Here is an 18938-nt window from a genome sequence, read left to right as displayed (position 1 = left end):
AAAAGCGGCCGCGCACCGGCGGGACGGCAGGGTCACCGGCGGGACGAGCGAGGGGACGGGCCGGACCGGGCGAGGGGACGGGCCGCGCGACGGCGCCGCGGCCGAACGAAAAAGGCCGGGGCCGACGCCCTCAAGCGTCGACCCCGGCCCTGGTAGTAGCGGGGACAGGATTTGAACCTGCGACCTCTGGGTTATGAGCCCAGCGAGCTACCGAGCTGCTCCACCCCGCGTCGGTGAGACCACTCTATGCGACAGTCCGCCGAACACGAAATCGGTTTTCCGGTGGCCCGGACGACGCGCCGACGGCGGTGCCGTTCCCGCGCTCGGCGCGGGACGCGTCCCGATCGATTCCCGGGCATCGTGTCGCCCCTCCCCGGCATGGTGTCGCCCCTCCCGGGAAAGGGGGCGGTCGGCCCATCGCACCCGAAGCGGCCTCCGGTCACCCGCACGCGCGATCCGGGCCCCGGACCGCCGGGCCGCTCGGCGAGGGGCGCTACCGCGTCTCCACTTCACCTCCTCGACCGTCGACACAGCTGCACGTCAGGAGCGTGAGACAGCCGTGAGACAGCCGGCCGGGCCGGGCGGCAGCGCAGCGCGGCGACCTGACGCCCTTACAGTTCTGCCCTGGCGCCGGGGAAGCGGCCTTCACAGGGTGCACACGGGGGCGCGCTCGGGAGTTCCTGCTCGGATCCGACGCCCGACCGGGCCGGATGTTTCCGATTCCGCCCGCATCCCGATCGGTTTCGCTGTTCGATGGACTCTCCGCGAGCCGGATTCGGTGTCCGCATTCACGAGGTCGGTCGATCCCGAACCACGGCGTCCCGAGCCCGGCTCGGACCACCCGCCACCTCCACCGAGGAGAACTCCGCCGTGAGGCAACACCTTCCGCGCGCCGTCATGGGCATGCTGCTCGTGGCGCTCGTGCTCGCCGTCCTGCCCGGCACCCGGGCCACCGCCGCGAGCTGGACCAGCCACTGCGCCGCCGGCGGCTTCTGCCTCTACGACCAGGACGGCGGCCAGGGCGCCGAACTCGCCAACGACCCCCGGGTCCCCGTCCAGGGCGTCGACCCCGCCTGGAACGACCGCGCCCGCTCGGTGGACAACCGGTCCCCCTACTGGGCCTGCCTCTACGCCGACGCCGGCTACGGCGGCACCGTCCAGGCCGTCCGACCCGGCGGCCAGGCCACCCTCGCCGAGCTCGGCACCCACCTGGACGGCAAGGTCACCTCCTTCAAGGGCGCCAAGTCCAAGGCCGGCTGCTTCACCGGCTACGAGCGCTGCGAGACCGGGCGGCTCTGCCTGTTCGCGGAGGAGAGCGGCCGCGGCGCGATGACCTCGTTCACCGAGGACGAGGTCCGCGACTACGGCGCCGGGTGGAACGACCGGGCGGTCTCGGTCTTCAACCACACCGCCAAGCACGCCTGCTTCTACCCGGAGAACGGGCTCGCCGGCTCCTGGAGCGCCAACGGCTCCACCTACCGGGCCTTCGTCGTGCTCAGCGGCGACAGCACCTTCGTCCCCGCGCCGTATGCCGGGACGCTCAGCTCCGACCGTCTGGTCACCGCCGCCGACGGCCGCCCCGCCACCGACTTCTGCTGACCCGGGAGCCCCACATGAAGCACACCCTCGTGCGGCGCGCCGCCGCGCTGCGGACCGCCACGGCCCTCGGGCTGGCCGCCTCCGTCCTGGCCGTCCCGGGCAGCGGCCTGGCCGACGCGGCGGACACCGGCATCGTCCTCGGCGGCATCACCCTCGCCCAGGCCTCCGCCACCACGCCGTTCCCCGGGATCACCCGCACCGTCTACCAGGACGCCGACCGGACGTGGACGGTCAACGTCATGGACATCGACCCGAGCCGGGCGCCGATCACCTTCGACGGCTCGATCGGCCAGGGCATGTACACCACGCAGACCGTCCAGGAGATGCTGGAGCAGACCACCGGGGTGAGCAGCCGGCGCCCCTACCTCGGGGTCAACGGCGGCTACTTCGACGACGGCGTGGTCCTGGACCCGGCGAACCGGATCTTCCTCGGCGACCTCGGCGGCACCTCGCTGAAGAACGGGCGGCTGCTCAGCGAGGCCGGCGGAGGCCGCTACGTCTACGACACCGTCACCGGCAAGGCCGTCGGGCTGCGCCCGGCCAACTCCGTGCTGATGCTGCAGAACGGCCGCCCGTACATCACCGAGCTCGCCACCGGGCTCAGCGTGCAGCTCTCCGACGACGGCGCCGTCAGCCGCAAGGTCGACGGCATCAACCGGCTCCCCGGCCGGGCCGGCCACTGCCTGCGCAACACCGACCCCGCCAACACGGACGTGACGGTCGTCGGCGGCGTCTGCTTCGATCCGTCGGAGATCGTCGAGTTCACCCCCGAGTTCGGGGCGAGGACGCCGGCTCCCGACGTGCTCAAGCAGACCGACACGACCACCGACGACGACCCGGGCGTCGAGGTGCTGTTCAACGCGGCGGGCGTGGCCACCGCCTGCTTCCGCCCCGGCGCCGCGCCCGGCGGCATCGTCTCCGACGCCCCGCGCGGCGGCCACGACGTGCCGCCCGGCGGGCGGGCCCTGGAGGGCACCGGCGACGGCGCGACCTGGCTCTGGGACAACGCCTGCGCCGGCCGGCCGGTCACCCTGCACACGGTGATCACCGACACCCGCTTCGGCGACACCCTCGCCGACACCTGGTTCGGCCGCGCCCCGGCCGGCGCCGTGGAGCAGCCGATCGACCCAGCGCTGTACGCGACCCCCGCGGGCGACGTCCTGATCCGCGACGCCTCGGTCGTCTACCAGCCGGCCGACGACACCGCACGGGCCTGGCGCACCGGCGGCGGGGCGGACGGCTTCGGCCACCTCTTCTTCGTCACCGTCGAGGGACAGAAGGGCGGCCCGGCGCCCCTCGCGTCCGGAGCCACCCGCAGCGAGTTCGCCCAGCTGCTCAAGGCGCTCAACCTCGTCGACGCGGTCAACCTGGACGGCGGCGGCTCCACCACCCTCAACCTGCGCGACCAGAACGGCAACGAGCCGCCCGTGACCACCACCACCGACTCCTCCCCCCGCCACGTCGCCGACACCGTCTACGCCGCCGTCGGCGGCTACGGCCTGGCCAAGTAGGCCCGCCCGGTCACCGGTCACCGGTCACCCGCACGGGCGCGCTGCGGCCCCCGTCCCCGGTCGAACCGGGGGCGGGGGCCGCTCGGCTGCCGCGCCGCTCCTCCGCCGTGCTACACCCCCGCCCAGCGGCGCAGCGCGGCGGTCGCCGCCGCGGCGTCGGCGGCGGGCAGCTGGGCGATCCGCACCGAGTGCGTGCCGCCCGGCACCTCGAAGAGGTAGGAGTCCCGCGAGCCGTCGCCGAGGCGGAACGGTTCGGCGACGGACGGGTCGGCGGCGCCGTTGACGAACATCAGGTGCTCGCCGCGGGTGCGGACCCAGCGGTCGACGTCGCGCATCGCCTGCGGCCGGTAGCGCATCGGGAGGTCCTGCGGGACGAAGGTGCGCGGCTCGGTGGCGCCGGGGTAGCGCAGCAGGCCGGCCAGGTGGGCCGTCTCGACCGGGAAGTAGCCGAGCTGGGTGCCCAGTTGGTAGAAGTACGGGACGAACTTCCCGGCCACCGCGTCGGCGTAGACGGGCAGTTGGGCGACGTCGGAGAGCCAGCCGTACAGGGCGTCGTCGGAGGCGTCCGCGGGCGGCACCGCCGGGCAGGCGGCCTGGCCGCGGCCCTGCCAGAACATGAACGGCGCGCGCAGGACGGCGATCTCGAAGGCCTTGTCGGCGCTCCCGACGAGCCGGAAGCCGTCGCCCCGGGAGTCCGCCCAAGCCTGGTACCGGGCGACGAGGGCGGTGCGGCGCTCCAGCAGGGCGCGCTGCGCGGCCTGCAGGGCGGTGCGGCACTCGGGGGTGCCGACGGTGCGCAGGAAGTCCAGGTAGGCGGAGTCCTCGCGGTCGTCGACGTTGTTCGGCGCCGAGTAGGCGACCGAGCCGGCCACGTCCTGCGGGTAGAAGCGGCGGTGGTAGACGGTGGTCATGCCGCCCTTGCTGCCGCCGGTGGAGATCCACGGTGCCCGGTAGACGGCGCGCAGCGCCTCGATCACGTGGTGGTGGTCGGCGGCGGCCTGCCGGATGTCGAGGTCGTCCCAGTCGGCGGGGTCGGGCCGGGAGGTGCCGAAGAAACGCTGCTCGGTGCTCACCTGGTTGCCGTCCAGCAGCTCGGCCGGCTCCGAGCGGTACTGGGCGGTGGAGAGGTCGTAGCCGCTGGTGTAGAGCACGGTGGGGCGGTCGGTGCCGCGGTGCAGCAGGGTGAGCCGCTGGTCGAAGCCGCCCCGCTCGGGGTGGGCGTGGTCGGCGGGCTGGTGCAGCGTCAGGACGAAGAAGCGGAAGCCGGGTGCGGCGGGCTTCTCCTCCACGATCCGCAGGCCGGGCACCGCCTCGATCGCGGCCCGGATGTCCGCCGGTCCGGCCCCGACTCCCGCCCCGACTTCGGCTCCGGCCGCCGTGGCGGCGGGCAGTGCGGCCGTACCGGCCAGCGCCACCACCGCCGCCGTCGTCGTCCGGGCCAGCAGTCGTCCGATTCGCCCGCGCAGCATGGGTCTTCCTCCCCGGTTGTCGTTGCCCCCAGTCAACCGGGGCTGTGACCTGCGCGGATCCCGCCCCGGAGGGTCGGCTTCTCCCTCCCGGGAGGGAGGCGGCGACCGACCGCCCCCCGGCCCCCCGTCCCGCCCGTCCTCTCCGTCCTGTCCGCCCGTGGAAAACCGGTGGCCGCGGACCGGGTGACGGTGTTAGCAATGTGACATGCTACAGGGCACTCACATCACCCTCCGGGCCCGGCACGAGGCCGACGTCCCGGTGCTCCAGACCGAGCTCCACGACGACGTGGCGACCCGTTCGCGGGCCGACTCCCGCCCCTGGCGGCCCCTCCCACCGGGATCGGCGCAGTCGCCGTACGCCGTCACCGGGCCGTCCGACGAGGCGGCGTGCTTCTCCGTGGTCGACACGGCCTCCGGGGAACTGGCCGGGGAGGCCCTCCTGTGGGGCATCGACGCCCACAACCGCAGCGCCCACCTGGGCCTCGCCCTGCGCCCGGGCCACCGCGGCCGCGGGTTCGCGACGGACGTCGTCCGGGTGCTGTGCCGGTACGGGTTCGTGGTGCTCGGCCTGCACCGGCTGCAGTTGGAGACGCTCGCGGACAACACACCGATGATCAGGGCAGCGACCGGGGCCGGTTTCACCGCGGAGGGGCGGCTGCGCGGCGCGGCGTGGGCGTGCGGGGAGTTCGTGGACCAGGTGGTGCTCGGGCTGCCGGCCGAGGAGTGGCGGGCGTGAACCGGCCGATGCGGCCGCCCACGGCGGACTGACCGCCCGTCCGCCGCGGGCCGGTGCCGGCCCGGGGCGCGTACGCCTCGGGCCGGCAGCGGCGGGGATCCCGCGGACGGGCGGCGGCGCTCAGGCCAGGGGGCGGCAGAGCAGCGCGTCCGGCACGCCGTAGTGGAGCCACTTCCAGGTGTAGGCGACGCCGGCGACGTACTCGTTGTCCGCGCACTGGCCCTTGTAGTGGCCCGGCGCCCAGTCGCTCGCGACCGAGCCGCCGGTGGCGGGGCGGTTGTCGCCGTGGTCGAACCACACGGCGCGGCCGGTGGTGGGCAGCGGGCCGGCCGCGGGTGCGCAGAGCAGGGCGGACATGGCGTCGCTGTGCACGCTGTAGCCGACGGCGAAGGTGCGGTCGGGGCACTGGAGCTTGTTGTAGCCGGACGCCCAGTCGCCGCCGGTGACGTACCGTTCGTCGGTGACGGTGACCCAGTCGCCGGTGCCCGTCGCGGGCTCGCCGGCGTCGGTGCACAGGCCCCGGCTGTCGCTGCGGCCGAGGGCGACCAGGCGCTGGCCGTCCGGGCAGTTGCCCTTGCGGTTGCCGCTGCTCCAGTCCACCCCGGCCATCCGGCGGGAGACGTTCTGGTCGCCGTGGTCGAGGTCGAGCATGTTCCAGTGGTTCACCGGCGCCACCGGGCCGGTCAGTGCCGGGGCGCCGACCAGCTTGGTCCAGTCGGCGGCCCGCCAGTCGCCGGGGTCGGTCAGGCCGGTCCGCTTGCCCGCCGGGTCGTAGGAGAGCAGCGCCCAGGTGTCCAGCGGGCGGCCGGCGGTGTCGGCCCAGCCGACGAGCGGCCAGATGGCGAAGTCGGCGTCACGGGCGGCCAGGAGGTCGGTGAAGGTGTGCAGCCAGGCCTGTTCCTTGGCGTCGGTGGAGCCGCGTCCGCCCGCGCCGAACTCGCTGATCCACACCGGTGCGGTGAAGTGCTGCCCGGCCTGGGTGACGAACAGCGCCTCGTCGTCGACGACCTGGGCCAGCTGCTCGGGGGTGAAGTCCTCGTAGCGGGGGTCGCCGGTCGCTCCCGGGCCGCTGCCCGCGCCGGTGTTGGCCGGGCCGGTGTAGGCGTAGAAGTGCGCGGAGTACACCAACTTGCCGGAGTCGATCAGGGTGTTGGAGAGGTTGCGCACCGGGGTGAGCATCGGACGCCCGTGGCTGAAGATCGCGGCGGGGATGCCGTACCAGTTGATGCCCTCCATGATGACGAGCATGTCCGGGTCGGCCTGCAGGATCCGGTTGCCGGCCTCCTCGAAGGCGGCGTACTCGTCGTGGGCGTCGCCCATGCCCCAGTTGGGGTCGTCCCAGGTGTCGCGGCGGACCTCGTTGCGCAGGTCGGCGCCCACCACCCGCTTGTTCGCCCGGTAGCGGTTCACCAGGAACACCCAGTCGTCCTCCCACGCCTGGGTCGACTGCCCGCTGTTCCAGCGCTCGTTGCCGTCCAGGCCGCAGCAGAAGCGGTAGCCGGTGGTGTGGTTGTTGAGGACGACCGCGAAGCCGTCGGCGGTGAGCGCGGCGACCACGGCGTCGTACACCTGCAGCGGGGTGCGGCCGCGCAGCTGCGGGTTGGCGGCGACGGCGGAGTCCGGTACGGCGGCGGGGTCGTGGATCATCGCGTTCGCGAACGGCAGCCGGATGCTGTTGAGGCCGAGGCCGTGGAAGTCGGCCATGAGGCGTTCCAGCGGCACCCGGTCCAGGCCCAGCGGGATGTTGTGCGAGACCTGCCCGGCCTGGTTGTTCGCGGGGTCGTCGGTGCTCCCGCTGCCCTCCCAGGTGCCCTGGGCTCCGGCCCAGTTGGCGGACTTCAGCTTGAAGCGGGCGCCGTTGGCGTCGACGATGTAGCGCCCGCGGGTGCTGAGCGGTCCGGTCCAGGACGCGGCCAGTTCGGGGCCGGTCTGCACGCCTGCCTGGACGGCCTGCGCGCCGGCCTGGGCGGCGGCCCCGGCCCGGGGCGCGGCGGCGGCGGCGCCCGCCGGCACGGCGGCGAGCAGGGGCAGGCACGCGGCCGCGGCGAGCAGGCGCGTTCCGAGTCTCTTCATGGTCATCCCGGGTGAGGTGAGGGTGGCGCGGAATTGACGGGGACCGACCATACGCCGCGGATGTGACTGCCGGGTAGCCCGCGGTCGAACGGGCCACCCGGCTTCGGCGTCGTTACCGCAGGACGCCGTGCACGGCCTCCGGGTCGGTCGGCGCCAGGCCGGTGACCGGGGCGGTCGCGGGCGCGGCCTTGGCCGCGGCCGGGGGCGGCGTCACGTACACCGGGTCCGGATCGGCCTCGGGCGCACAGGTCTTGGCGATCCGTCCCTTGCCCTGGGGCAGGCTGCCGTCGCGCAGGTAGGCGGTGAAGGTGTCGTCCAGGCAGGCGTTGCCGTGGAAGAGGATCTCGTGGAAGCTGCCGCCGTTCTGGACGACCAGCTTGGAGCCGGGCAGCGCGTCGTGCATGGCGAGCCCGCCCTCGTACGGCGTGGCGGCGTCCTCGGTGGCCTGGAAGAGCAGGACCGGGGGCAGGCCCTTGCCGGTGATCTTCAGCCGGCCCGCCGGGTTGCCCTGGTACGGCCAGAACATGCAGGCGGCGTTGTACCACATGTTGTTATAGGTGTAGAAGGGCGCGACGGCGTTCACCTTCGCCTGGTCCTTCTTCCAGACCTCCCAGTCGCGCGGCCAGGCGTTCTCGGTGCACTGCGCCGCGTTGTACGCCGGGAAGGTGCCGTCGTCAGCGCCCGGGGCGGCGTACCGGTTGTACGCGATGGCCAGCGGACGGGTGTCGTGCTGGGTGAGGTAGGCGGAGAGCACGGTCGCCATCCGGGGCCAGCGCAGGAAGTTGTAGCCGCCGCCGTAGAAGGTGTCCTCGAACTCGGCGGGGCCGATCCGGCCGGGCGCGGGGGCGGCGTCCACCGGCTCCTTGCGCAGGGCGTCCTCGACCTGGCCGTACGCCCGCTCGACGGCGGCGGCGTCGGTGCCCAGGTGGTAGACGGAGTCGGCCTTGGCGGTCCAGGCCGCGAAGGCCTCGAAGCGGCGCTGGTGTTCCTTGTCCTGCAGGATGTTGTGGTCGTACCAGCTGATGGTCGGTCCGACGATGCTGTCCAGCACCATCCGGCGCACGTGCGAGGGGAACAGCTGGCCGTAGGTGGAGCCCAGCGAGGTGCCCCAGGATCCGCCGTAGAAGTTGATCTTCGGGACGCCGAGCGCCCGGCGGATGCTGTCCATGTCGCGGGCGTTGTCGACGGTGGTCATGTGCGGCAGCAGCCAGGACCAGTCCGCCGCGCAGTCGGCGGCGTAGCCGGCCGCCTTCTTCAGCCAGGCCTTCGACGTGCCCTGGCTCACCTGGTAGTCGGGGCGCTCGGCGTCGAAGTAGTGGGCGTCGCAGACCACATGGGGGTCGCTGCCGTTGGTGCCGCGCGGGTCGAAGCCGATCCAGTCGTAGGTCGAGGCGACGTCCGCCGGGAGCTGGGAGGCGATGGACACCGGCATCCAGAGCCCGGAGTCGCCGGGGCCGCCGGGGTTGAGCAGGATCGGCCCCTGCTGCTTCTCCCGGGGCGCGGTGGCCGGGAGGCGGTTCAGCTTGATGGCGATCTTCCGCCCGTGCGGGTCGGCGTAGTCCACCGGCACGTCGAGCATCGCGCACTGCAGCGCGGGGGTGGTGGCGTCGTTGCAGGAGCTCCAGACCAGCGCACCCTGGCCGGTGTCGGCCAGGTCGGTGGCGTCGGGTCCGGCGGCGGAGGCGGAGGTTCCGCCGAGGGCGGCGACGGCCGTGAGGGCCGCGAGCAGGGCGAGGGGTTTTCTCATGGGGAGCATGATGTGACATGTGCAATGGCACATCCAGAGGAGCGACCGGAATTTGCCAAGCTTTGACCATGCACGACTGACTGATCATCAGACTTCCACTGCCACAAGGAGGTTGTCGTGCGGACACACACCACCCCTGGCTAGCATCTGAAATGCATGTCGTTCGAGCGCTCATCGCCTGGGAGGGGCGGCGCCGGACGGACCCGACAGGAGAGTTCATGCGCGTGTCCCACCAGCACGTCCACCCCGTCAGCGACCGCCCCACGGCCGCCGACGTCGCCCTGCCACCGGCCCTGCCCTACCCCGACGGGTGGTCCGCACTCGCCTTCTCCGCCGAACTCCGGCCGGGCACCGTGCTCACCCGCCGACTCGCCGGCGAGGACGTCGTGCTGTACCGGCTGCGCAACGGCCGCCTGCGCGCGATCCGCCCGTACTGCCCGCACCTGGGCGCCCACCTCGGCCTGGCGGCGGTCGAGGGCGACGACCTGGTCTGCCCCTTCCACCGGTTCGCCTTCGACCCCGACGGCCGCTGCGTGCGGACCGGCTACGGCACCCCGCCGCCGAAGGCCGCCCTGGCGCAGCTGCCCGTGCGGGAGGTGAACGAGGCCGTCTTCGTCTGGCGCCACCACGACGGCCGGGAACCGGACTGGGAGATCCCGTCCTGGCACCGGCTCGGCGACGGCCGGCAGCCGCTGCGGTACGCCTCCTTCGAGATGCCCGGCCACGCCCAGGACGTCATGGAGAACTCCTTCGACCTGGGCCACTTCGTCACCCTGCACGGCTGGCCGCAGGGCGAGCTGGCGGCACCGGTGGAGTTCGACGGCCCCCGCTTCCACGTCTCGATGCGGGTGCGGGAGACCTTCCCGCTGCTCGGCATGCGGCAGGTCGACGTGGAGGTGGACGGGTACGGGCTGACCGCGCTGCACACCGACGTGCGCACGCCCTCGCTCGACCTGGAGATCTGCTCGCTGGTGATGGCCACCCAGGTCTCCCCCGGCCGGATGCAGCTGCGGCAGGCCGGACGCTTCGCCATGCGGGAGCCGGCCGGGCTGCCGCCGGCCGTCGCCCGGACGGTCAGCCGCGCGGTGACCGCGGTGCTGGCGGGGCCGATGTTCAAGCGAAACCTGGAGTTCACCTCGGCCGACTTCCCGATCTGGTCCACCAAGCGGTACCAGTCGCCGCCCCGGCTCGCCGCCGGGGACGGGCCGATCGGCGCGATGCGGCACTGGGCCCGGCAGTTCTACCCGCCGGACCGGCAGGCGCACCTCCCGGCGCCGGCCGCCACGCCCGCGAGCGGCACGCCCCACGGCGCACCGGACGGCGCACCGGACAGCGCCCGGAGCGGCGCCACCCGCGGCTGAACGCACCCATTCCCGCCCCGCTGCGGGGCGCCGGCCCCACCCGGGCCGGCGCCCCGCCGCCCCGTCGTGCCCGGAGAGCCCCACCAGAGCGCCCGGAACCGCGCTCGACGGGCACTTGAGGAATCCGGCCCCCGCCTCCCGGCGCAACTAAGGTGCGACGCAACCCCCCACCATCCCCTGCTTTCGAACACCAGCACGACACATCGCCCGACCCACCGCCCCACGCACGGCCGACCGATCCGCTCCCGAGCACACGTCACGCGCCCGACAACCGTCCCGCGCACGAAAGGGGAACCGCCATGCAGCTCAGAGTCCTCGGCCCCCTCACCGCCGACCTCAACGGCATATCCGTCGTCCCCTCCGCCGCCAAGCAGCGCCAGATCCTCGCGCTGCTCGCGCTCTACCCGAACCGGATCCTGCCCACGGCCACCCTCATCGAGGAGATCTGGAGCGACGACCCGCCCAGACAGGCGCTCACCACCATGCAGACGTACATCCTGCAGCTGCGCCGCCGCATCACCCAGGCCCTCGGACCGACCCCGGACACCACCGCCAAGGACATCCTCACCACCCGCCACGGCGGCTACCAGCTCACCGCGCACCCGGACAGCCTGGACGTCCACACCTACAACCTGCTGATCACCCAGGGCCAGCACGCCTTCAACCACGGCCACGACCACCAGGCCGCCACCCACTTCCGCCAGGCCCTCGCGCTCTGGCACGGCCCCGCCCTGGTCGACGTACGGCCCGGCCCCATCCTCACCATCGAGATCATGCGCCTGGAGGAGAGCCGGCTGATCACCCTGGAACGGCGGATCGACACCGACCTGCGGCTCGGCCGGCACAACGAACTGATCCCCGAACTCACCCACCTGACCCACCAGCACCCGCACCACGAGGGCCTGCACGCCCAGGCCATGGTCGCGCTCTACCGGGCCGGCCGGCAGACCAACGCCCTCACCACCTACCACCACCTGCGGCACCGGCTGACCACCGAACTCGGCATCCAGCCCTCCCCGCACCTGCAGCACCTGCAGCACGCCATCCTCACCCTCGACCCGACCCTCAACACGCCCACCACCGCCCACCCGACCACCTACAACCTGTACTCGGCCTGAGCCCCGTCCGTACGGCCGTCCCCGCAGACCTCTCCCAGCCCTCACCCACAGGACGCGTCATGACCACCGCACCCGAGCAACCCCTCGCCCTGATCACCGGCGGTACCCGCGGCATCGGCCTGGCCATCGCCCGCGAACTCGGCAGCCGCGGCCACCGTGTCTTCATCTGCGCCCGCACCGCCCCGCACATCGACCAGGCGCTGGTCACCCTGCGCGGCGAGGGCCACCAGGCCGACGGCCGCACCTGCGACGTCCGCGACCCCGGCCAGGTCGCCGAGCTGATCCGGTACGCGGTCGCCGAGCACGGCCCGATCACCGTGCTGGTCAACAACGCCGGACGCACCGGCGGCGGACCGACCGCGACCACCACCGACGACCTGTGGTACGACGTCATCGACACCAACCTGAACGCCGTCTTCCTGGTCACCCGGGAAACCCTCCGGCAGGGCCACATCACCAGCACCGCGAACCCGCGCATCATCAACATCGCCTCCACGGCCGGGAAGCAGGCCGTCACCCTGGGCGCGCCGTACACCGCGAGCAAGCACGCCGTGATCGGCTTCACCCGGGCGCTGGCCAAGGAGCTGGCACCCACCGGCACCACCGTCAACGCCATCTGCCCCGGCTACGTCCAGACCCCGCACACCACGCGGATCCACCACGAGTACGCGACCGCCTACAACACCACGCCCGAGACCATCCACCAGCACTTCCAGACGCACATCCCGCTCGGCCGCTACACCACCCCCGAGGAGGTCGCCTCGCTGGCCGGCTACCTCACCACCCCGACCGCCGCCAGCATCACCGCCCAGGCACTCAACGTCTGCGGCGGACTCGCCACCCAGTAACCCCGGCGCGATCCTGGCCGGCCCACGGGAAGGACTCGGGCTCCGGTGCCCGCTGATCAGTGATGACGAACCGTCAGTTCTCCAGCGCACCCGTCACCTTGCTGGTGTCCGGCGCCCCCGCGCCCGAGCCCTGCCTGCCCGCCGCCCGCCCGCCGAGACGCCTCGACGCGGGGGCGGTCAGCGCCGCACTGGCCCGGACCGCGGCCCGGCCCCGGAAGGCCGCCGCCCGGCCCGCGCGGGCCAAGGAGTTCCTGCTGGTCGAGCTGTACCGGGCGTACCGGCCGGACGTGCTGCGCGCCGCACTGCGGGCCGTCCGGCCGGAGGCCGGCGAGGAGCTGCTGTGGCAGCGCACGGCCGACGGCCCGGAAGGCCTCGACCGGGTGCTCGCCGAGCTCGGGCACAGCCTGGCCACCGGGCCCCGGCTGCGGGCGGTGCTCGTCGAGGACCGGGACGGCGCCCGCGAGCCGAGGCTCTTCGTCGGCCTCGCGCCCGGCCCGCCCGGGCGCGCCCTCGCACTGCTGCAGGAGCTGCGCGAGGCCCTGGCGCACCCGCCGGAGCCCGTCACCGTACCCACCAGCGCGCTGCAGCGGGAGCTGCTGCGCCAGGTCCTCGGGCAGCCGGACCACGACGGACGGCACGTCGAGCAGCTGTCCTGGCACTGGCACGGCCCGCTGGACACCGAGCGCTTCACCGCCGCCTGGCAGTCCGTCATCGACCACGAGACGGTGCTGCGCGCGGCCTTCGACTGGGACGAGGGCGGCGACACCGAGCCCTGGACGGTGCTGCACGAACGCGCCGTCCCCGAGGTCACCCGGCACCCGCACGGCACCGCCGACTGGGAGGAACTGCTCGCCGCCGACCGCCGCCGCGGCTTCGACCTGCGCCGCCCCGCCCTGCTGCGCGCCACCCTGCTCGACGCCCCGCCGGACGCCGACGAGGGGCCCGCCACCCGGGTGCTGCTCAGCTACCACCACGCGATGCTGGACGGCTGGAGCGTGCGCCTGCTGCTGCAGTCCTTCTACCGCGCCTACCTGACCGGCGGCGTCCTGCCCGGCGGCGAACGCCGCCCCGACGTCCGCGACCACGCCCGCTGGCTGCAGGCCCAGGGCACCGACGCGGCCCAGCAGTTCTGGTCCACCCGCCCCGGCGCCACGGCCGTCCTGCCGCTCGCCCCCGACCCGCGCCGGCACGGCAGCGGCCGGGCCCGGCGCCGGCTCACCCCGTACGAGGCGGTCCGGCTGCGCGGCTGGGCGGCGGCCTGGGGCGCCGGCGAGAGCAGCGCGCTGCAGGCCGCCTGGGCGCTGCTGCTGTACCGCGCCGCGCAGTCCGACCGGCCCCGCCGCCCGGCCCGCTCGGTGCGGGTCGGCTTCGCCGTGACCGTCTCCGGCCGGGGCATCCCGCTGGACGGCATCGACCGGCTCCCCGGAGCACTGCGCAACCCGCTGCCGATCTCCGTCCGGCTGCACCCGGGCACCACCGTGCCGCAGCTGCTCACCGCCCTGCGCGACGGGGTGCTCGACCTCGCCGCGTACGAGTGGGTCTCCCCCGGCCAGGCGCACCGCTGGACGGCCGGCCCGCGCGGACGGCGGCCCAACAGCCTGGTCGTCCTGGAGCACCAGCCGACCGCCGCGCACCACCTGCGGCTGGAGACCGACCTGGCCGCGCACGGCATCCACGTGGAGAGCCCGGTGCCGGCCGGCACCTTCACCTCGTACCCGATCACCCTCGCCGCCCACTACGACACCACCGGCGGGCTCGTCCTCACCACGACCCACGACCGCACCCTGCTCGCCGACCAGGACGCCGTCGAACTCCTCAGCCAGAGCGCCCACCTGCTGCGCGCCTTCCCGGACCTGCCGAGCGGGCTGAGCACCACCGAGGTGCTGCGCACCACGCTCGCCGGACAGCCCGCGCCCCGGCTCTCCGGCGAGGCCGGCGAGGCCGGCGAGGCCGGCGGCGGCGCCGATCCGGACGCCGCCGACGCGCCCGCGCCCGACGGCCCCGCGGTGCGGCTGGACGTCCTGCACCGGGCCGGCCTCCCGGACGCGGGCTGGGTCCTGCTGCTGCCCCCGCCCGGCGCCCCGCAGATCCGGCTGGCCGGCGCCGCCCGCGGCTGGCCCGGGCCGCAGGGCCTCGGCGTGCTGCGCCCGGTCGGGGAGGACCCGCCGCCCGCCGCCTACCGCCCGGTGCTCGGCCCGCTGCTGGAGTCCCGCGCCCCGGTCGTCCTGGTCGCCCCGCCGGGGCTCGGCGTCACCGCCTACGAGATCGCCCGGCTGGGCGCCCCACCGCACCCGCCGGTGGTGGTGCTGGTCGACGAGGAGGCCGATCTGGCGGCGGTGGCGGCGCTGCTGGGCGACCGGGCCTAGACCGACGGGCGGGGGCCGACGTGCGCGGGCCGACGTGCGCGGGCCGACGTGCGCGGGCCGACGCGCCCGGTGCGGCCTCCGGCGGCCGACCGCGGCGCTACGGTGGGCCGCATGGCCCGTTTCGTCCTGACCCGCCGCACGCCGCTGCCCCCAGCCGTCTGCTGGGAGCGGCTGACCACCTGGCCCCGGCACGGGGAGCGGGTGCCGTTCACCCGGGTCGGCGTCGCCCGGGGCACCGGCCGGGAGGTGGGTGACGTCGTCCTGGCCAGGACGGCCGTCGGGCCGCTGCGGTTCGACGACCCGATGGAGATCGTCGAGCTGGTCGCGCCCGGGCCCGGACGTGACGGGCTGTGCCGGCTGGCCAAGCGCGGCCGCCCGGTGCGCGGCGGGGCGGTGCTGCAGGTCCGGGCGGTGGGCGGCGGCAGCGTGGCGGTGTGGGCGGAGGAACTGCGGATCTCCGGTGTGCCGCGGTTCGCCGATCCGGTCGTCGCCGCCACCGGACGCCTGGTCTTCGGCCGGGTTCTGGACCGACTGCTGCGATAGGCCGGGAGTCCCCGCCTCAGGTCCCGGGCCGGTGCGGGTGCCACTCCGCCAGCAGGATGGTGGCGTCGTCGCGCAGTTCGTGGTCCTGGTGCGTGACCAGGGCATGGATCAGGCGACGCAGGGCCTCCGGAGCCGGGTCCCCGCCGGCCATGTGCTGGACGAGGGAGTCGGTCAGCCGGCTCTCGCCGAAGAGTTCGCCGACGGTCGACCGCGCCTCGGTGACCCCGTCGGTGTACACCAGCAGCCGGTCGCCGGGCTGCAGCCGCTCGTGGTGGACGGGCTGCGGCCCGTGCTGGTGGAAGCCGAGGCCGAGCGGCAGCTCGGCCCGCCGGTTCAGGGCATCCGTCACGATGCGGCCGTCCCGGATCAGCAGCGGCGGCGGGTGCCCGCAGTTGACCCAGGACAGCTCACCGGTGAACGTGTCGAGGTCGGCGACGACGGCGGTCAGCAGCCGGTCCGGGATCCACCGGGCCAGCGCCTCGTCGATGGCCCGGGCGATGTCGGCCAGGCCGCCGCCGGACCTCCGGGTGGAGCGGCAGGCCGCCAGGGCGACCGAGCTGGCACCACCCGAGGCGAGGTCGTGGCCCATCGCGTCGAACACGGAGATGTGCAGACGACCACCCGCCATCGAGTGGTCGAACGCGTCCCCACCCACGTCGTAAGCCGGTTCCAGGACGGCGCTGGACGTGACGTGCCGGGTGCCGATGGTCCGTGGCGGCAGGAACGCCCACAGCAGCTCGGCCTGCAGACTCATCGGCTGCCGCCGGCCGACGCCGATGATGACGTCGCTGTACGCGCTCTTCGACACCACCAGCAGGGCGACCAGCGCCGCCAACGCCTCGTAGCGCTCGGTCGCGTCCCCGCCCTGTGCTCCGTCCTCGACCCGCAGCACCCCGATCCGCTCGACCCCGTCGACCAGCGGGAACCAGCCCACGCCGGGCGATCCGGAGGACAGCTGGGTCTGCTGCAGACGGTAGGCCCGGCCACCGAGTGTCCCTTCCACGTCGACCGGGTCGGTGCTCCCGCCCTCGGGGCCGGGCAGCGGGACGAGGTGGCGCTGCTGGACGTCGGCCAGGAACACCCACGCCCCGACCGCGCCCAGCTCGCGGGCCGCCGCCCGCACCAGGTCGGGCAGGTCCGCCGGTCCGCTCGCCCGGGTTCGGGCCAGCAGCCGTGCCAGCACACCGCCCAGCCCGGCATGGTCGCCGCTCATCACCTCACACCTCCCGTCGGGCCTGCGCCTACCCAGGAACGGCCCGGTGCTGCACGCCCGCACCGGTTCGTCGGTCGCGGGCGGGCCCGCGGCGCGGGGACCTCCGGCCGCCGACCCGTCCCACGCGTGACCGGCCCGGAGTGCGGAGCGGTCCGCCCCGGCGCACCGTCGGAGACATGGCCTCGATCATCGTGCTGTTCGAGCTGGAGTCCGAGCAGGTCCTCGGCGCCGAGGGCGTCGGACCGGGAGTACTGGCCGTCCACGCCGCCGGTGCCGACCCCGACGTCCCCGAGGACCCCCAGCCCACCACGCTGTGTCAACGCGACACCCGCTCCATGGAGCACAGCCACTACGCCCCGACGCGCCCCGGTGACCCCTGGTACCCGCCCGAACTGGCCGACCGCCGCTGCCGCGAGTGCGAGCGCGCCCTGGCAGCCTCCTGAGGCCCCTCGCGCGCACCGGTCGACACAGGCGTCGCCGCCGGGTGTCGGACCGCCCGACCGGGGCAGACGCCGCCGTGTGAACCCCATCGAACGGACCCTGCGGGGCGTGGACGGTTTCCAGCAGCGCCACCGGCCCACCGGCGTGGTGGTCGGCGTGGTGCGCAAGTACGGGGACGACCGCGGCGGGCTGCTGTCCGCCCTGATCACCTACTACGGATTCGTCGCCCTGATCCCGCTGCTCCTCCTGCTCAGCACCGTCCTCGGCTTCGTCCTGCACGGCCACCCCGGCGCCCAGCGCTCGGTGGTGGACTCCGCGCTCGCCGACTTCCCGATCATCGGCGACCAGCTGCGCCAGAACGTGCACTCCCTGCAGGGCAGCGGCCTGGCCCTGATCATCGGGGCGCTCGGCATGCTGTACGGGGCGCTCGGCATCGCCCAGGTCCTCCAGCACGCCATGGCCGAGGTCTGGAACGTCCCCGGCGTCCAGCGCCCCGGCTACTGGCCGCGGCTGGCCCGCAGCCTGCTGCTGTTCGCCGTCCTCGGCGCCGGACTGGTCCTGGGCACCGCGGCCGCCTCACTGGTCGGCACCACCCTGGGCGGCACCCCGGCCCGGATCGGCGGCCTGGTCGTCTCGGCGCTGCTGAACACCGCGCTGTGCCTGGCCTGCTTCCGGGTGCTCACCCCGCGCGAGATCCCCACCCGCGCCCTGTGGCCCGGCTGCGCGATCGCCGGCCCGCTGTTCACCGTGCTGCAGGCGTTCGGCGCCCTGCTGGTCGCCCACGAGCTGCGCCACGCGAGCCAGGTCTACGGCTTCTTCGCGACCGTGATCGGCCTGCTCTTCTGGATCTACCTGGCCGCGCAGATCACCGTGTACGCGGCCGAGACCAATGTGGTGCTCGCCCGCCGGCTGTGGCCGCGCAGCCTGCTGCAGCCACCACTCACGGACGCCGACCAGAAGGTGCTGTCCTCCGTCGCCCGACAGGAGGAGCGCCGCCCCGAGCAGCGCGTGGACGTCTCCTTCGAGGACGCGGACGAGGCCGGGGAGGACGGTGGCCCCGGGGACGGGGCTGGGTCCGGGCGCAGCGACGACCGGCTCCAGGGCCCCGCGAAGCCCGACGGTCGGTGAGGATCGCCGGACGGTGAAGCCCGACAGTCGGTGAGCAGCGCCGAGCCGGGCTCCGCGCTGTTGTACGGCGCTGTTGTACGGGGCGCCGCTGTCGTTCGGCGCCGGACGCCGGGCGGGAGCGGCGCGCCCTCCTCGTCGCGCCGCTGTCGTCCGGCGTCCGGCCGGAGTGCCCGGCTGGAGGTGCCCGGATGGCTCGTCCGTCAGTGCGGCCCGCCCGGCGTCAGGAGTTCGCGCACCCGCTCGGTGAGCGAGCGTTCGGGGGGTGGCAGGTGGTCCGCGGGGCGTTCGGACGGCCGCTGGTAGCGGGGCCGACCGGTCGAGGACTCCTTGGTCTCGCGGGCCAGGGCCGCCAGCTCGTGCAACTCGGCCTCGGTGGTGACCGCGCGGACCGCGGGGAAGAGCCGTGCCTCCTCGTCGCCGGCGTGCCGGGTGACCTCCTCCGTCAGCCGGGCGACCAGGCGGTCGAAGGTCGGCGAGGTGACGTGGGTCCGGCGGAGTTCGACCAGCAGGGCCTCGACCCCGCGGTGGTCGGCGAGTTCGCGTTCGACCACGGCGGGCCCGTCGGGCAGCCGGTCGCGGACGAGCGGGTAGAGGTGCTCCTCCTCGGCCCTGGTGTGGCGGACCAACTGGTCGGTCACCAGGGCGGCGAGGCGCTTGCGCTGGCGGTCCCCACTGGGGATGCCGCTGAGTTCGCTGAAGTGGACCAGCATCGACCGGTGGTCGGCGACGAGCTGTTCCAGCAGGTCTTCGTCGTGGTTCACGGGTGGTACCCCTTCCTGGGCTCG

The 18938-nt window shown here is 74.2% G+C and carries 15 protein-coding genes and 1 tRNA gene; 10 read left to right on the top strand and 6 right to left on the bottom strand.

Features of this window, described 5'->3' with window-relative positions:
* Nucleotides 1-156: 156 nt before the first annotated feature.
* Nucleotides 157-230, bottom strand: a tRNA-Met gene (locus ACIGG8_RS35575).
* Nucleotides 231-870: 640 nt separating this feature from the next.
* On the opposite strand from ACIGG8_RS35575, the gene ACIGG8_RS35570 reads away from it, so the two are divergent.
* A complete protein-coding gene (locus ACIGG8_RS35570; protein ID WP_396552762.1) occupies nt 871-1599 on the top strand; it encodes a peptidase inhibitor family I36 protein in 729 nt (242 codons plus the stop codon).
* Between the two features lie 14 nt (nt 1600-1613).
* Nucleotides 1614-3110: a phosphodiester glycosidase family protein gene (locus ACIGG8_RS35565; protein ID WP_396552761.1), complete on the top strand. Its 1497-nt coding sequence runs from the start codon at nt 1614-1616 to the stop codon at nt 3108-3110.
* A gap of 110 nt (nt 3111-3220) precedes the next feature.
* Here the strand turns inward: ACIGG8_RS35565 and ACIGG8_RS35560 are convergent, their stop codons facing one another.
* Nucleotides 3221-4579, bottom strand: coding sequence for a S28 family serine protease (locus tag ACIGG8_RS35560; RefSeq protein ID WP_396552760.1), 1359 nt, complete (start codon nt 4577-4579; stop codon nt 3221-3223).
* Between the two features lie 205 nt (nt 4580-4784).
* On the opposite strand from ACIGG8_RS35560, the gene ACIGG8_RS35555 reads away from it, so the two are divergent.
* Entirely contained in the window at nt 4785-5315 is a 531-nt protein-coding gene (locus ACIGG8_RS35555) for a GNAT family N-acetyltransferase (protein WP_396552759.1), read from the top strand.
* 120 nt (nt 5316-5435) lie between these two features.
* Here ACIGG8_RS35555 and ACIGG8_RS35550 read toward each other — a convergent pair whose 3' ends face one another.
* Nucleotides 5436-7394, bottom strand: a complete 1959-nt coding sequence (locus tag ACIGG8_RS35550) for a glycoside hydrolase family 5 protein (protein ID WP_396552758.1) — start codon at nt 7392-7394, stop codon at nt 5436-5438.
* 106 nt (nt 7395-7500) lie between these two features.
* Nucleotides 7501-9135, bottom strand: a complete 1635-nt coding sequence (locus ACIGG8_RS35545; protein ID WP_396552757.1) for an alpha/beta hydrolase — start codon at nt 9133-9135, stop codon at nt 7501-7503.
* Between the two features lie 218 nt (nt 9136-9353).
* Here ACIGG8_RS35545 and ACIGG8_RS35540 point away from each other — a divergent pair, with 218 nt between their 5' ends.
* The 5 genes from ACIGG8_RS35540 (at nt 9354) to ACIGG8_RS35520 (ending at nt 15371) form a co-directional block, all read left to right on the top strand.
* Nucleotides 9354-10496 (top strand): Rieske 2Fe-2S domain-containing protein, encoded by a 1143-nt coding sequence (locus tag ACIGG8_RS35540; RefSeq protein WP_396552756.1) that lies wholly within the window; start codon nt 9354-9356, stop codon nt 10494-10496.
* A gap of 299 nt (nt 10497-10795) precedes the next feature.
* On the top strand, nt 10796-11614 hold the full coding sequence (locus ACIGG8_RS35535) for a BTAD domain-containing putative transcriptional regulator (protein ID WP_396552755.1): 819 nt from the start codon (nt 10796-10798) through the stop codon (nt 11612-11614).
* Between the two features lie 59 nt (nt 11615-11673).
* Nucleotides 11674-12462, top strand: coding sequence for an SDR family NAD(P)-dependent oxidoreductase (locus ACIGG8_RS35530; RefSeq protein WP_396552754.1), 789 nt, complete (start codon nt 11674-11676; stop codon nt 12460-12462).
* A 62-nt stretch (nt 12463-12524) separates the two neighbouring features.
* Complete coding sequence (locus ACIGG8_RS35525; RefSeq protein WP_396552753.1) at nt 12525-14828, top strand: condensation domain-containing protein; 2304 nt, start codon at nt 12525-12527, stop codon at nt 14826-14828.
* Nucleotides 14829-14939: 111 nt separating this feature from the next.
* Nucleotides 14940-15371, top strand: a complete 432-nt coding sequence (locus tag ACIGG8_RS35520) for an SRPBCC family protein (RefSeq protein ID WP_396552752.1) — start codon at nt 14940-14942, stop codon at nt 15369-15371.
* A 16-nt stretch (nt 15372-15387) separates the two neighbouring features.
* Here the strand turns inward: ACIGG8_RS35520 and ACIGG8_RS35515 are convergent, their stop codons facing one another.
* A complete protein-coding gene (locus tag ACIGG8_RS35515; RefSeq protein WP_396552751.1) occupies nt 15388-16584 on the bottom strand; it encodes a PP2C family protein-serine/threonine phosphatase in 1197 nt (398 codons plus the stop codon).
* Between the two features lie 176 nt (nt 16585-16760).
* Here ACIGG8_RS35515 and ACIGG8_RS35510 point away from each other — a divergent pair, with 176 nt between their 5' ends.
* The gene (locus tag ACIGG8_RS35510; RefSeq protein WP_396552750.1) at nt 16761-17027 is read left to right on the top strand and encodes a hypothetical protein; all 267 of its coding nucleotides are present in this window, start codon (nt 16761-16763) and stop codon (nt 17025-17027) included.
* Nucleotides 17028-17103: 76 nt separating this feature from the next.
* The gene (locus ACIGG8_RS35505; RefSeq protein WP_396552749.1) at nt 17104-18153 is read left to right on the top strand and encodes a YihY/virulence factor BrkB family protein; all 1050 of its coding nucleotides are present in this window, start codon (nt 17104-17106) and stop codon (nt 18151-18153) included.
* 200 nt (nt 18154-18353) lie between these two features.
* On the opposite strand, the gene ACIGG8_RS35500 is transcribed toward ACIGG8_RS35505, so the two are convergent.
* Entirely contained in the window at nt 18354-18914 is a 561-nt protein-coding gene (locus ACIGG8_RS35500) for a hemerythrin domain-containing protein (RefSeq protein WP_396552748.1), read from the bottom strand.
* Between the last annotated feature and the right edge of the window lie 24 nt (nt 18915-18938).

This window comes from Kitasatospora sp. NPDC085464, from assembly GCF_044541955.1.
Taxonomy (GTDB): Bacteria; Actinomycetota; Actinomycetes; order Streptomycetales; family Streptomycetaceae; genus Kitasatospora.
This window is presented reverse-complemented; position numbering and strand designations above follow the sequence as displayed.

Bases quoted from the DNA above. Each gene is read 5' to 3' on its own strand.
- ACIGG8_RS35520 (WP_396552752.1), top strand. From the start codon at position 14,940: ATGGCCCGTTTCGTCCTGACCCGCCGCACGCCGCTGCCCCCAGCCGTC.
- ACIGG8_RS35555 (WP_396552759.1), top strand. From the start codon at position 4,785: ATGCTACAGGGCACTCACATCACCCTCCGGGCCCGGCACGAGGCCGAC.
- ACIGG8_RS35515 (WP_396552751.1), bottom strand. From the start codon at position 16,584: ATGAGCGGCGACCATGCCGGGCTGGGCGGTGTGCTGGCACGGCTGCTG.
- ACIGG8_RS35510 (WP_396552750.1), top strand. From the start codon at position 16,761: ATGGCCTCGATCATCGTGCTGTTCGAGCTGGAGTCCGAGCAGGTCCTC.
- ACIGG8_RS35560 (WP_396552760.1), bottom strand. From the start codon at position 4,579: ATGCTGCGCGGGCGAATCGGACGACTGCTGGCCCGGACGACGACGGCG.
- ACIGG8_RS35550 (WP_396552758.1), bottom strand. From the start codon at position 7,394: ATGACCATGAAGAGACTCGGAACGCGCCTGCTCGCCGCGGCCGCGTGC.
- ACIGG8_RS35530 (WP_396552754.1), top strand. From the start codon at position 11,674: ATGACCACCGCACCCGAGCAACCCCTCGCCCTGATCACCGGCGGTACC.
- ACIGG8_RS35545 (WP_396552757.1), bottom strand. From the start codon at position 9,135: ATGAGAAAACCCCTCGCCCTGCTCGCGGCCCTCACGGCCGTCGCCGCC.
- ACIGG8_RS35565 (WP_396552761.1), top strand. From the start codon at position 1,614: ATGAAGCACACCCTCGTGCGGCGCGCCGCCGCGCTGCGGACCGCCACG.
- ACIGG8_RS35535 (WP_396552755.1), top strand. From the start codon at position 10,796: ATGCAGCTCAGAGTCCTCGGCCCCCTCACCGCCGACCTCAACGGCATA.
- ACIGG8_RS35525 (WP_396552753.1), top strand. From the start codon at position 12,525: ATGACGAACCGTCAGTTCTCCAGCGCACCCGTCACCTTGCTGGTGTCC.
- ACIGG8_RS35540 (WP_396552756.1), top strand. From the start codon at position 9,354: ATGCGCGTGTCCCACCAGCACGTCCACCCCGTCAGCGACCGCCCCACG.